11 protein-coding genes are annotated in these 14,571 nt (G+C 40.8%); 1 reads left to right on the forward strand and 10 read right to left on the reverse strand.

Annotated features, from left to right (window positions below):
* Positions 1-35 precede the first annotated feature (35 nt).
* The 8 genes from ACFIK1_RS07520 to ACFIK1_RS07555 form a co-directional block, all read right to left on the reverse strand.
* Positions 36-308, reverse strand: a complete 273-nt coding sequence (locus ACFIK1_RS07520; protein WP_375662499.1) for a HigA family addiction module antitoxin — start codon at positions 306-308, stop codon at positions 36-38.
* Between the two features lie 119 nt (positions 309-427).
* Positions 428-649: a hypothetical protein gene (locus tag ACFIK1_RS07525; RefSeq protein WP_375662500.1), complete on the reverse strand. Its 222-nt coding sequence runs from the start codon at positions 647-649 to the stop codon at positions 428-430.
* A 574-nt stretch (positions 650-1,223) separates the two neighbouring features.
* Entirely contained in the window at positions 1,224-2,597 is a 1,374-nt protein-coding gene (glmM, locus tag ACFIK1_RS07530) for a phosphoglucosamine mutase (RefSeq protein WP_375633414.1), read from the reverse strand.
* A gap of 553 nt (positions 2,598-3,150) precedes the next feature.
* The gene (ftsH, locus tag ACFIK1_RS07535) at positions 3,151-5,313 is read right to left on the reverse strand and encodes an ATP-dependent zinc metalloprotease FtsH (RefSeq protein ID WP_375637006.1); all 2,163 of its coding nucleotides are present in this window, start codon (positions 5,311-5,313) and stop codon (positions 3,151-3,153) included.
* A gap of 114 nt (positions 5,314-5,427) precedes the next feature.
* Entirely contained in the window at positions 5,428-6,915 is a 1,488-nt protein-coding gene (tilS, locus tag ACFIK1_RS07540) for a tRNA lysidine(34) synthetase TilS (protein ID WP_375662501.1), read from the reverse strand.
* Positions 6,916-6,933: 18 nt separating this feature from the next.
* Positions 6,934-8,142: a hypothetical protein gene (locus tag ACFIK1_RS07545; protein WP_375662502.1), complete on the reverse strand. Its 1,209-nt coding sequence runs from the start codon at positions 8,140-8,142 to the stop codon at positions 6,934-6,936.
* Positions 8,143-8,194: 52 nt separating this feature from the next.
* Positions 8,195-8,716, reverse strand: coding sequence for a peptidoglycan-associated lipoprotein Pal (gene pal, locus ACFIK1_RS07550; protein WP_375628006.1), 522 nt, complete (start codon positions 8,714-8,716; stop codon positions 8,195-8,197).
* Between the two features lie 203 nt (positions 8,717-8,919).
* The gene (locus tag ACFIK1_RS07555; RefSeq protein WP_375634428.1) at positions 8,920-9,615 is read right to left on the reverse strand and encodes a DUF1013 domain-containing protein; all 696 of its coding nucleotides are present in this window, start codon (positions 9,613-9,615) and stop codon (positions 8,920-8,922) included.
* A gap of 368 nt (positions 9,616-9,983) precedes the next feature.
* On the opposite strand from ACFIK1_RS07555, the gene ACFIK1_RS07560 reads away from it, so the two are divergent.
* A complete protein-coding gene (locus tag ACFIK1_RS07560; RefSeq protein WP_005774608.1) occupies positions 9,984-10,730 on the forward strand; it encodes a YebC/PmpR family DNA-binding transcriptional regulator in 747 nt (248 codons plus the stop codon).
* A 1,068-nt stretch (positions 10,731-11,798) separates the two neighbouring features.
* On the opposite strand, the gene tolB is transcribed toward ACFIK1_RS07560, so the two are convergent.
* Both tolB and ACFIK1_RS07570 read right to left on the reverse strand, forming a co-directional pair.
* Entirely contained in the window at positions 11,799-13,124 is a 1,326-nt protein-coding gene (gene tolB / locus ACFIK1_RS07565; protein WP_375655037.1) for a Tol-Pal system beta propeller repeat protein TolB, read from the reverse strand.
* A 38-nt stretch (positions 13,125-13,162) separates the two neighbouring features.
* Positions 13,163-14,542 carry a cell envelope biogenesis protein TolA gene (locus ACFIK1_RS07570; protein WP_375662503.1) on the reverse strand — a complete coding sequence of 460 codons (1,380 nt, stop codon included), beginning with the start codon at positions 14,540-14,542 and terminating at the stop codon, positions 13,163-13,165.
* Positions 14,543-14,571: the final 29 nt, after the last annotated feature.

Raw genomic sequence — 14,571 nt, forward strand, 5'->3', positions numbered from 1 at the left:
CTGTTGCAAAAATTTAACTGCCGTTTGAAACTCTTTTATGCAATCTTTATCATAAGACTGTTGTTAAGGAATTTTTTTGATAGATCATAATTTGTTTGCACAGCAAGCCAAGCACGTGCTGTGCTTACACCAAACATTTCAAGCCTAATAGCAAGATTAGCTCTCATAGCGGCTTTTTCATTTAAAACTCTAGAAAGTGCTACACGAGATATACCAAGCCACTCTGCTGCTTCATTAAAGGATAAACCAAGCTCTTTGATCACATCTTCATACAATAATTCACCGGGATGTGAAGGATTCTTCATCATTGTTTAGATCTCCTTTTTGATGGTAATCCAGATAATCAACCATTTCGACATCTATGCTACCAAAGCGAAATATTACGCGACAATTTCCATTTACAGTAATTGACTAATAACCCTTGAAATCACCCTTTAGCAGATGTAATCAAAAGGACGGATAACTCAAAATCTTTTGGCAATACATCTACTTCAAGAGCACTTAGAATACGCTTTAATTTTTGAGCATGGGCGGTTCTAATCCCTTCAGTCGTACCAGTATTATAGAAGGCTTCAATCCTTTTATGTTTAAATCTTAAAATGATAAATGAATATAGAGTGTACCCCTCCAAGATACAAAAAATGTTCATTATTTTTACATCACATAGCTTTTTTTACTTTATAAACATTAGAACTATCGTGAAAAAAATTGATCATTCCCATCTCTTTCTCATTATTCTACTAATTATTGGAAAAGTATAAGTTCATAATTAGGAGGAGCTAAACGTAATAGGAGCGTATCATATCTCCAATTGGCAGCGGCACTTAGAAACATCAAGATGATATAACCACAATGACCATTGCTGTTTGATGTTCATGGGGCGCTGCACCCGCTGGATATCCAGTAAAAAGAATGAATAATACTAATAAACTCTCCCCCCTACAAACTCTGTTAAACTAATAACCGGTTTACGAATAAGTAAAAGAAAAAGGAAAATCAAAAAAAGGCATATTTTTCATATCTTACGAAATATAGAGAAATCTATACGCATTGTAGTTATTAGAATTGGACTTTTCCCTTTTTTATTTAATTTGTTCGTAGATAGAGTATCCATTACCGTTATTACATCACTGAGTTAATAATCATACCTTTTGTAATTGCCAAAATCCCACATTATAATAATATCTTTATCAAAAGATGATCTGATAATTTTCTCAAAAAATTCAAGATTCCTCAAGTGCAGTACCCATGCGTACATCATGATGAATAATAACATCCATCAACTCTGTCACAACAGTGTCCAATACTTCTCGTGCATCGCCTTCAGCCATAAGGCGGATAACCGGTTCCGTTCCAGAAGCGCGGATCACCAGCCGTGCCTCTTTTCCCAACCGCTTCTCTGCTTGATTAATAGCCGTTTTGACGGGATTTTTTTTCAGGACATTTTTATTTTTAATCGTTACATTTTTTAAAATTTGCGGTACAGGTTCAAACCGTTTACACAATTGGCTCATAGGACTTTGGCTTTCCTTCATACAGGCTAAAACCTGCAATGCAGCCACCAAGCCATCACCCGTTGTACCAAAATCACTAAGCACAATATGCCCAGAAGACTCACCACCAACATTATATCCCTTTTGGCGCATGGCATCGACAACATAACGATCTCCAACTTTTGTCCTTACAAGGTGCAATCCTTTGCTATTCAAGAAACGCTCTAGTCCAAGATTTGACATAATCGTTGTGACAACACCATTGCACCGTAATCGTCCCATTTTATGCCAATTTTCAGCAATTACAGCAATCAACTGATCTCCATCAACCGTTTGTGCTTTTTCATCAACAATGAGAACACGATCTCCATCTCCATCAAGAGCAATCCCCACATCAGCACGCACTTCATGCACTTTTCGTTTTAAAGAGCTTAAATCGGTTGATCCACATTTTTGATTAATATTGGTCCCATTGGGCTCATCATGAATAGCAAAAACCTCAGCCCCCAATTCCCATAAAGCACGGGGAGCCGCTTTATAAGCAGCCCCATTGGCACAATCCACAACAATACGCACAGTATCTAAGCGAACATCACGCGGCAAAGTTCGTTTGGCATATTCAATATAACGATAAATATCTCCCTCAACCCGTTTTGCATAACCAATTTCGGCAGAACTTGCTAAAGACTTTGAAAGATCTGTATCGATCAATTGTTCAATTTTCGCTTCCATATCATCTGAAAGTTTAAAACCATCAGGACCAAAAAGTTTAATTCCATTATCATAGAACGGATTATGAGAAGCAGAAATCATCACCCCAAGATCTGCGCGCAAAGAGCGGCAAAGCATTGCAACAGCAGGTGTTGGCACTGGACCCAATAAAAAAGCTTCCATCCCCGCAGCAGTCAATCCTGAAACCAAAGCGTTTTCCAACATATAGCCAGATAATCGTGTATCCTTGCCAATCACCACACGATGAGATTGATGTTGTGAGCGAAATAAAACCCCTACCGCCATCCCCACCTTCATGGCAAAATCGGGTGTCATAGGAAATGAATTGGCTTTCCCCCGAATTCCATCTGTACCAAAATATTTTTGCACCATGCCTCTTTCCTTTAATATATAATTCTTCCCTTGGCTTTTCCTTAAAACCCTAACAAGCCCCCTTGGTACAATAGTCCTCCTCTCCCCGTATAAAATCAGATCATTGATCTTAAACCTTCATGCATTTAGAACAATCAAGCCCCCTATTCACCATCTACACATCTAAACCACTCTCAAGCAATTATGTTTACACCCTTACACATAAAAGCAATATTATCTCCTCAAAATGCTCTATACATCCCTTTAACACAACCAACGGATAATCTCACACACTTGCTAAATCCGTAAAGAAACCCAGCACCAAACCTCATACCCTACCAAATCAGCAAGGAAATCTATCGCCTAACCTTACAACCCCTACCACATTAGAAAAGCAACAGTCCACCTCGCCTTGTAGCATGCTAAAGCCGTCATCATACAACGGCTTTGCTTAATTTTTTGCTTCCATATTTTTGCAAATATTACAAGAAAGGCGCAAACAAAACTTGCGCCTTTCTCAAAGAATTTAGAAGTTTTCCTAAAACATCGTCACTCAAGCGATATTAAACAGTTCTTATTTTTCTTTATCATGTCCCGCAGTATTGGACTTCTTTTCAGCATTACTTTTAGAGCGGTTGACTGATTTTGTGGTACCTTTTGTGCTTTGCGCTTTTTTCTCAGTCTCATCCGATTGCACTTCTTTAGACTGAGCCTCCTTAGGCTCAACATTACCGGATTTTGCTGTTTTTTTCCCAACAGCTACCTCTGCTTTACCTGCCTTGCCTTTATCGGTCTCTTCTTTATGAGGCACTGTTTTAGGGGCTGCTTCAGCATCTTTTTCATCTACCACTGTTATCTCTGCTCTGACCGTTCCAGTTTTTGGAACAGAAGACCCCCGTGGCGCAGCACCCTCATCTTTCTGTGTGCGTGAAGGAAGCTTTCCTGCAATAACTTCGTTAATTTCAGCTCCCGTTAAAGTCTCATATTCCAACAAACCTTGTGCCAAAGCAAACCATTCTTTTCTTTTTGTTTTCAAAATGTTTGTCGCATTTTTATAGGCATCATCAATAAGCTTACGCACTTCCATATCAATCATGCGCGCTGTTTCTTCAGAAACATTTTGTGTTCGCGCAACAGAATGACCCAAAAAGACTTCATCTTGGTTATCGCCATAAGCTACATTTCCAAGCAGATCAGAAAATCCCCACCGTGTGATCATCGCGCGTGCTAATTTCGTCGCTTGCTCAATATCAGAAGAAGCACCGGAGGTGATATTTTCCTTTCCAAACTTTAATTCTTCAGCCACACGTCCACCCATCATAATGGCCAGACGAGAAATCATCCAGCGATAACTCATAGAATAGCGATCGCCTTCAGGCAATTGCATCACCATTCCCAATGCTCTTCCCCTTGGAACGATTGTTGCTTTGTGGACAGGATCAGCAACCGGCACATTAAGAGCCACAATAGCATGTCCTGCTTCATGATAAGCAGTGAGTTCTTTTTCCTCTTGTGTCATAGCGGTTGAACGACGTTCAGCCCCCATCATCACCTTATCTTTGGCATCTTCGAATTCTTGCATCGTGACAACTCTTTTATTACGGCTTGCAGCCATAAGAGCAGCTTCATTGACTAGATTCATCAGGTCCGCACCTGAAAATCCTGGTGTTCCCCTTGCCAAAATTTTCAAATCAACGTTAGGCGCTAAAGGCACGTTGCGCACATGCACTTTCAAGATTTGTTCACGCCCAGAAACATCAGGGTTTGGCACAACAACTTGCCGATCAAAACGCCCTGGTCTCAATAAAGCAGGATCAAGCACATCGGGACGGTTTGTTGCGGCAATAAGAATAATACTTTCATTGGGCTCAAACCCATCCATTTCGACAAGCAACTGGTTTAAGGTCTGTTCACGTTCATCGTTTCCACCGCCAAGACCAGCCCCCCGATGGCGCCCAACAGCATCGATTTCATCAATAAAGATAATACAAGGTGCATTTTTTTTAGCCTGTTCGAACATATCGCGCACACGGCTTGCCCCAACACCAACAAACATTTCAACAAAATCAGACCCTGAAATGGTAAAGAATGGCACATTGGCTTCACCGGCCACAGAGCGTGCTAGCAAAGTTTTACCGGTTCCTGGAGGACCAACAAGCAAAACACCGCGTGGGATACGCCCCCCTAAGCGTTGAAATTTTTGTGGTTCGCGTAAAAATTCAACAATTTCTTGAAGATCTTGCTTTGCTTCTTCAACGCCAGCAACATCTTTAAAGGTAATACGCCCTTGCGCTTCATTAAGCAATCTTGCTTTCGATTTCCCAAATCCCATTGCACCACGTGACCCATTTTGCATTTGCCGCATAAAAAAGACCCACGCCCCCACGATAATAATAACAGGCAATAAGGAAAAGAGGAGATTGAGGAAAATGCTATTTCCAGAGCTTTCAGGAATAGCTTTAACATTAACGTTTTTGCTTTCCAATTTTTGTATCAAACCTGGATCGCGAGGAGCATAGGTTGAAATAGCTCTATGTTCAATGGTTTTTCCTGTTAATTTTTGACCTTGAATGGTCACAGATTTCAACTCATTATTCTCAACTTTTTGCAAAAATTCAGAATAGGAGACTTCTCCACCACCAGAACGTTGGCTATCTCCATTAAAGAGAGAAAACGACACAATCAAAATCAAGGCAATAACTCCCCAAATAAGGAGAGAGCGGTAATTGGAATTCATATTCAGCCCACTTAATCAAATATAGATTTCAAACAGTTCCCCTTAACATATAACCTTGTCAGCCCCTTGCCAAGGGATGAGAAGCTGTTTATTTTCTTTTAAAGTAATTTTCCTTTATCTTTTCACCTCAATATTAAAAAAAGGTTCCACAACATTCACCAAGGCAGCATCTTCTCGTGAGGAAAGCCAATCGAAAGGTGCCATAATCCGCTTGACGATAACATGTTTATGAACAACTGCTTGAGAAATCAACTCTGGAATATCATACCCTTTATGATTTGAAATCATCAGCAGCGATTGTAAAGAGGGAAAATGAGGCTTTTCAAGCTCAAAATCGCTATTTTTTAATAAAAATTTCAGCTGTTCTAAATTTGCGGCTCCAACCTTTATAGCCTCATATCCATGATTTGTGATATGATAGCGCCTATCCCATATAAAAGTTTTATCTGGCTCAACGATAGCCTCTTTCATATTTCGCCCTTCACGCCACAAAGAAATTCCCTGCTTGTTATATTCAATAACAGAGCCCGCATAAGTAAAACGCTTCTTTTCTGGAGAATCGAGACAGAGTTTTTGAACAAGCATGCTTAATTTCTGATTGGGGAGTAAATAAAATCCCCCTCCCATCAGCACAGCAAAGAGCCCCACCACGAAAGGAAAACTGGAATGTTTCTGTAAAAATAGCGCAGGCTTTGCTATGAAACAACGCCCATGTTGGACAGTAATATCCAGCGCTAAGATCAAATCAGCAATATTTTTTGCTTGTTGACGACGCTGCAATGCGGCTTCATTTATTTTTTGAGCAATATAAGCCAATTTTTGTGGAGAAAGAGATTGACGCACGCGCACACGTTCAAAATTGCGATCTTCATTGGTTGGATCATCAATCCATGTTTGTCCTTGTAAGCGTAAATAATTCCGTAATGTTTGGCGTTTTACACCAAGGAGTGGCCGAATCAAACGCACTTTTCTATGCAACAACGCCTCACGCGGAATACAAGATAAACCACGTTCATAGAGGGGACCATAGTTTTTTTCGGCAATATTTTTTCTTGTTTGTCTGGTATGATCCTCATCACGCATAGCAACAGCTTCACCGCGCAAAATACCAGCAAAACCGCCCGCAGAAACTCCATCACGCATGGCAACAGCTTCACTATATAAAGCACCTCTATTCTTTTGGAGACGTTGATACCGCATTTGATAAGTTTCAACCTGATCATTGAGTGTATGCCCCGTCATAATAAGTGATGCGCCTTGTTTTTGTGCTTCTTTAACCAAGAGATCATAGCGTGCAACACGCGCGCTGGAAGCAATATGCGTCTTTGGCTTTTCGCCTTCCCATCGCACAGTGATATGTTGAATATCATGGACACGACAAATTTTCGCAACAGTTTCTGCCTCACGCATCGATTCTTTACGCAATTGATGATCAACCGTGACAACAATCATTTCTGGAGGAAATGCGAGAGTTTCCAAATGCTCTTTGACCAAAAACATCAAAGCCAAAGAATCACTTCCCCCTGAGACGGCAAGAATCAACTTCTGACATTGAATAAAATCCGATGTTTTAAAGAGATTTCTTGCCAGTCTAACGCACACCAAAAACGACCTCGCTGTTTATTTTGCAGGTTTACAAAAAACAGATGCTAATGTTTGTTGACGTTTTGATTTTTTCACAAAATGAGCACAATCGTCTTTATTTGGCTCAAGAGCGACCATACTTCTTGCTAATTTCAGCAAAATCTCGGAGGTATAGAGCTTCTTTTTATCTGCATACCATGCGGTAAGATAAACTTGTGCTGCTTCATGATAGCGTTTTTGCCCCAACAAAGATTCGGCCAACCAAAATAAAGCGTCATCACTCAAAGAATCTTTTTTGTAACGATTTTGAAAAGCGCAAAAGCTTTTTTCAGCATCAACATAGTTGGCAGAACGAATAAAATCATACCCTTTCTTATACAAAGCTTTAGAAGAAGAAAGATTGTCACTCTGATGTGCTTCAATTGGAGCACCTACTTCATGCGCTTTGTTAAAAGGTTGACTGTTTTCATGGTCATGGCTCTCCACCTTAGCTTCCACAGCAGCAACCTTTGTCTGATCACCTGTACTATGGTCCTGCTCCATCTCTTCTTTTACAGTCTGAGATTTTTCATCTACAGCAGACTTTTCAAAAGAACAAGAATAAACAGAAGAGGCTTCTGTATCAAAAAGCTCGTGAAACTGCTTGTTAACATTTTTTAGACTGTTATGCTCAAGCACCATTCGTATCTTATGCAAAAGCTTATCTAAATCATAATCTTTAAATAAAGCCTGTTGATTCTCTAAAATAATCCCTTGGTGCTCCGCAACACTAGTAGCTTTTTCCACCACATCAGATGCTGCTTTATCAGCTGCTTCAGGTGCTTTCTTCACAGCATCGACAGCCTTATTAACAGCGTCAGTGGCTTTTTCCGCTGCATCAGATGCTGCTTTATCGGCTGCTTCAGGTGCTTCTTTCACTGCATCAACAGCCTTATTAACAGCGTCAGTGGCTTTTTCCGCTGCATCAGATGCTGCTTTATCGGCTGCTTCAGGTGCTTTCTTCACAGCATCGACAGCCTTATTAACAGCGTCAGTGGCTTTTTCCGCTGCATCAGATGCTGCTTTATCGGCTGCTTCAGGTGCTTTCTTCACGTCATCAGTTGCCTTATCAACTGCATCAACTTTATCCGTATCATGTGCAGGATATTCGGAAGCCTTTCGTGCCGCACTTTGAACAAGTGAAGTAGAACAAGCTATGAAAACCCCCATATAAAAGAGTGTTTTCCAATTGATTTTACGATACATTCTTTTTTCCCCTTAAGAGCTTATTGAATAGTTGAAACAAACAATCTTCTTTTTAATGACTATTCATGTCACTCAACGTTGTCACAGCACGTCGATTTTGATTCCAACAGGAAATATCATCACATACTGCTACAGGTCTTTCTTTTCCGTAAGAAATTGTTTGAATCCGTTGTGCGGACACACCAAGAGACACCAAATAGTTTCGCACAGCAACAGCACGGCGCTGTCCAAGTGCCAAGTTATATTCACGTGTTCCCCTCTCATCAGCATGACCTTCGATCATAATAGAATAATAAGGATAATGAAGCAACCATTCTGCTTGGCGCGTTAAAATACGTTCAGCATCAGCATCAAGTGAAGAAGAATCGAGACCAAAAAACACGCGATCACCCACATTAACCGTAAATTCTTGTCCTGAGCCTGGTGACACCTGATTCAAACCAGCATCATTCATATAAGCGCCATTCATACCGTTAAGTGCACCAACATTTTTTTTGCCACACCCACCCAGGCATAGTGAGAAAAGAAAGAGGATAGCTAAGGAATGAGAGATGGTTTTTTTGGTAGAGCGCATAATCCGTTTCTCCTTGAATTTCGTAAAGAAGGGTCAATTCTTAAAAATATTTTTAAGAATAACCGTTAATTCCTAATGAAGACGAAATTTTTTCTGTTTTTTTCGTCCTTATTTTTACTTTTAAGTCTCTGCCAATTTTTCTTCTCTTCAGCCATTCCTCTAACATTTCCATAAGAAATGTTTCCCTTATGCGTCATGGCTTTTTATGCATCATCTTGATTTTGACTATTTTTTTGCAGCGCGTTCAGCTTTGCAAAAACTTTATCAGCGTCAAAAGTCTTATGCAGATTGTCTTCACTCTCATTTTCCTCTAGAGCAGCGTTTTCCGTCACAGAAGCGGGAAGCAACGACCTATCTTCTTCTGCAGCAACAGGGCGATTTTTCGCCGCACGCTGGAGCTCAAAATCTAAATCGATTTGCGAACACAAACCAAGCCCTACAGGATCAAGAGGAACCAAATTTGCACTATTCCAATGGGTTCTAAGGCGGATTTGTTCAATTGTCGCTTTTGTTGTCCCAATCAACCGTGCAATTTGTGCATCTTTCAACTCGGGATGGTTTGTAACCAACCATAGGATACCATTGGGACGATCTTGGCGTCGAGAAAGAGGGATATAGCGCGCCCCTTTACGTTTTTTTTCAGGAATATGCACCCTCGATTGAGAAATTTTCAAGCGTGCGTTTTGATCAGCCTCCACCCGTGCAATTTCACTGCGCGTCAATTGCCCAGAACTAATCGGATCTAAACCTTTAATACCATAAGCCGCATCACCATCGGCAATAGCTTTTACTTCCAAGACATGCAATTTACAAAATTCTGCAATCTGATCAAAAGAAAGAGCTGTATTATCAACCAACCAAACAGCTGTTGCTTTGGGCATCAAAAGTTGCGTTGCCATTTTTATAAATCCTCTTCTGCGCCTCTTCTATGAGGCAGGTTACCGCCCACTCAAGAGCACTGGAACTTTTTTATATATTTAGGTCTCTCCAACCACTCCTAAAACAAAGCGCGGCATGGAATAAACCATTTTGCTATGAGCTTACATTCTGTTATAGCGTTATTTTTGCTTAACGACAAGAGATCTCTCTTGTAATGATCCTCAACTAAGGTGTCTTTACCTTTAAGATGAATTTTCTTATAAAGGGTTTATTCGATTATTTCACCTCATGCTGTGGCACATTTATTCTGGTGGGATGCGTGCTTTATCGCCTTAAATTCTAAGGAGTATCCAACTGGCAAAAAAGCCCTCAAATAGGAAGGAAAACTATGGCAGGACATTCACAATTTAAAAATATTATGCACCGTAAAGGGCGTCAAGATGCAATGCGCTCGAAAATATTTTCTAAGCTTGCGCGCGAAATTACCGTAGCAGCAAAACAAGGTGCTCCTGATCCAGCCATGAATCCACGTTTAAGACTGGCTGTTCAAAATGCCAAAGCACAATCGATGCCGAAAGATAATATTGAACGCGCGATTAAAAAAGCGTCAGGCACCGATGTCGAAAATTATGATGAAGTACGCTATGAGGGCTATGGACCAGGCGGCGTTGCCGTCATTGTTGAAGCTTTAACTGATAACCGCAACCGCACCGCTTCAAATGTGCGCGCCGCCTTCACAAAATCAGGAGGAGCCTTAGGGGAAACAGGATCGGTCAGTTTCATGTTTAATCGGATTGGTGAAATAATCTATAAGCCAGAAGCAGGAACAGCCGATAACATCATGGATGCAGCAATTGAAGCCGGTGCCGAAGATGTGCAATCAGAAGAAACCGGACATCATATTACCTGCGCATTTGAAGATATTGGTGAAGTTTCCAAAACACTTGAAGCAAAACTTGGTGAAGCAGAATCGATTAAAACGATTTGGAAAGCCACCACCCTTGCACCAATAGATGAAGAAAAAGCTTTGTCCGTTTTACGACTAATTTCAACATTAGAAGAAGATGATGATGTGCAAAATGTTTATGCAAATTTTGATGTCAGTGATGAGATTTTGGCAAAATTGTCTGTATAATTCCCATCATTTGCATAAGCCCTCTCTTCATTCATGAGGGCTTCAAAAGCATCTGTCACCCCTCCTCTTTATCCGCACATATAAAAGCCCCGCATCAATCGCGGGGTAAGCCATTGATGCAACAAAAAACCACAATCAATCGCAGAAAACATAATCCCAAAAAGAAAGCATACAAAACTCTGTAGCCTTACGCCTTTCTTACATGCCCCAAAGATTATCCCTATATTCCTCTCTATTTGATCTTTTTGTTCTTTAAAATTAACCTCCTCTCCCCACCCTCAAGTAATGAAATGATCTAGCCTCTAAACAATTGGGGTTTTCTTGACGTATTCCTATGACGAATTACTCATGAAATTCACTTGAAACTTAAGGCTCAACAAACATGCATTCCCCTAAATATTCGCTACGCACTTAAAAAACACTTAGAATATATCAAGGAGGTTTATACGCCCTATATCCCCACACCTCAAAGGGCAGTGTTTTTACAACATCACAGAATAAAAATAAGCAAATGGAAAGCCAGAGCTGATTTTTTAGCAAAGTATTGTACAAAAAGCCGGTACATCTCTCTAATCCGTTGCAGATAAATTTTTGACTTTATGGCATTAACTTTATGGCATCGTATATTTCTAAAATAACGTCATTTATCTTAAAAATCTGTCCTTTTGCTCTTACCGATCAATCAATATTCAGACCTAAAACAACCGCGTACTTGAATAAAACACATCAGAGAGCAACAGCCCCCCCCCTGACAAGAGTCCGGACTCTTCACAAACAAAATCGAAGAGGAAGTTTAAAAAAATATAGCGACACTTTGAATAAAAAGTTGAACTCTAGAGACCTCAGAATTTTCGACTCTATTTTTCAAGGTCTTGTTTTGAATTTTTTTAAGCATTTTCCCCCAAGGAAATTCCATTATCGATCAACAACCATAGATGATAGATGAAATCTACATAACTCCCCATGCCCATTATAATCAATTCCTTCTTTTAAATAATTTAAAAACTATTGAGATTGTGTAAACTTGAGACTGTATTCCTTCTATATTCTGTTTTTAAGCATTTTGTTTTACTGTACATTGAGCAAAGGCGACCATGCTGGATCTGAAGCATCATTGGGGGTAGGGAGTTGTCGTTCATTGCGTCCCGTAATATCAATCGTATAAATTTTTGGTCCCATACCGGGATTTTTGCGAAAGAACATCAGTACACGACCATTGGGGGCCCACGTTGGTCCTTCATTGTGAAACCCTGTGGTTAAAATTCGTTCTCCTTGTCCATCAGGGCGCATAACACCGATAGAAAATTGTCCGCTTAATTGTTTTGTAAAGGCGATATAGTCACCCCGTGGAGACCAAATAGGTGTTGAATAACTCCCATCGTTTGAAGAAATACGTTGAATATCACTCCCATCCGCATTCATTTTATAGATTTGCGGCTTTCCACTACGATCTGAAGAAAAGACAATTTGTTTTCCATCCGGTGAATAAGAAGCAGAAGTATCAATAGCAGAAGTTGTTGTAAGTCGCGTCATCGTACGGGTTCGTAAATCCATAGTGTAAAGATTGGCACTCCCATCATTTTGTAACAAACTCATGATAACTTTTTGTCCATCAGAAGAAAAACGTGGAGCAATTGTCATGTTATTAAACGTTCCGATCAACTCTCTTTGCCCCATTTCAATTTGTTGGAGATAAACATGAGGTACTTGATTGTCCTCATAAGCCATATAGGTCATTTCTTGTCTTTTTGGGGAAAAACGCGGTGTAAGCACCAATTCACTTCCATCAGACATATAAATCAAATTTGCGCCATCTTGATCCATCATTGCTAAGCGTTTAATGCGTGCATTTTGGGGGCCTGTTTCATCGATAAAAACAATTCGTGTATCAAAATAACCACTTTCTCCTGTCATTTCACTATAGATCTCATCTGCGATCATATGTGCCACACGCCGCCAACGTTCTGTCGCGGTATAAAAACGCCGTCCTTTCAATTGTCTTTGTCCAAACACATCCCATAAACGAAAATCGACCCTCAAACGTCCATCGATTTCTCTCATGACTTGCCCAGTAACTAAACCTTGCGCTTTTATTTTCTGCCAAGAAGCAAAATGCGGTTGTTTATTAGGATTAGAAATGTTTTCAAAAAAATTTGCTTTATCAAGCGGTAAAAAAAGCCCCGACCGTTCAAGATCGGCTGTCACCACAGCAGATATTTTTAACCCAATCGAATCATTGGAAATAAAGTCTGTAATTGCAATGGGAATGGGATTAAAATCAGCGCTCGAAATAGTTCCTTTCAATTGCGCATAACCCGATGAAATATTTGAAAGCCACAACCCACAAGTGACAATAAACCAAGCAAAAACTTTATGTCTCGTTATAGTCATCATGGAATGTGTCCTTTCGTTAAGCGCTTTTTTCTCGTTTATCATCTTATTTCTTGGAGGGGATCAACATTAAAGTCAAAACCTTGCCCCCATAGATCATATTGATCACGTGGGAGATCTGCATAAGGTTGGCATGAAAAGACAGCAGCATACACCTGCCTTATCATAATAGCTTGTTGACTCTCAAGGCCGCTTACGGGATCAATGATAGGGTCGCCCACAACCATCCCTTCACGGTCTAAGTAAAATCGCAACCGCACGACCGGACGATTTTTTAAATCGCCGCCAAGCGCCACAAGTTTAAGCTTCTGTTGAATACATCCCCCCGCAATATTGACCAATGTTTGTGCCATTTTTGTGGTATCATTAATATTTTTTCTTGCACCCAAAGCTTCTGGTATATGAGAACGTTTTGCTCCCCCTCCTTGTGACCGCGCACGATTGAGCAAATTATTTTCCTCTAGAGCTAAAATATCTTCAATGGTCTGTTTCTCTTGGTTTTTCTTGTTAAGCTTTGGCGTCTTTTGATTCAGTGCAGCCTCATTCTTCTTTGGAAATTCTCCGTCAAACTTTGGTTTAAACTGTGGAAGAAGAGATTTTTCTGGAAGTACAATTTTGGGCGCTTGATGAACAATCTGCTCTGCTGGTACTTTTGGGACCGTTGGAGCCAATTCTTTTGGCGATATCATTTCTTCATTTTTGTGCGCAGGCTTGAGCGCAACCTTAGAGGCATCCTCCGGTGCCTCCAAAGGCATCTCAGGCACAACCTTGGGTGCATCCTCTGGTGCCTCCAAAGGCATCTCAGGCGCAACCTTGGGTGCATCCTCCGGTGGTGCCTCCAAAGGCATCTCAGGCGCAACCTTGGGTGCATCCTCCGGTGGTGCCTCCAAAGGCATCTCAGGTGCAACCTTGGGCGCATCCTCTGGTGCCTCCAAAGGCGTCTCAGGCGCAACCTTGGGTGCATCCTCCGGTGCCTCCAAAGGCATCTCAGGCGCAACCTTGGGTGCATCCTCTGTTTTTGCTTCTAATAATTCTGGTTTTGTAAGTTCGGGTGCAAATGTTTCTGATGTGTTCTCGCTTGATGGTGGCGATGCTGTTTCAACGGGACGCAGCTTTTCCTTTGGTTGAAACGGTGCCAGACTATCTATTTGTCCCTCTCCAATATGGCGTGCATCTTCTTTCTCTTGTGGTTGCATAGTTGGTTTTATGGCAGGGATTGCACGGATAGGAGCCTTCACGGCTCCTTGTTGAGAAGAAAACTCGTCCACTAAAGGAGCAAGAGTGATGGGAATTGCTTCCAATGGTTGTGGTAAAGAGACAGAGCTTGTAAACTGAATAGCTCCCCAACTGAGAAAAATGACATGGACCACAAGGGATAAAGCCAAGCCTCGTTTCATACTATGATAAGAGTCTTTGTTCATTCTTTATGCCTTACTTATGCCTTACATTT

This window comes from Bartonella sp. OC16QHHD (assembly GCF_042194035.1).
GTDB lineage: Bacteria > Pseudomonadota > Alphaproteobacteria > Rhizobiales > Rhizobiaceae > Bartonella.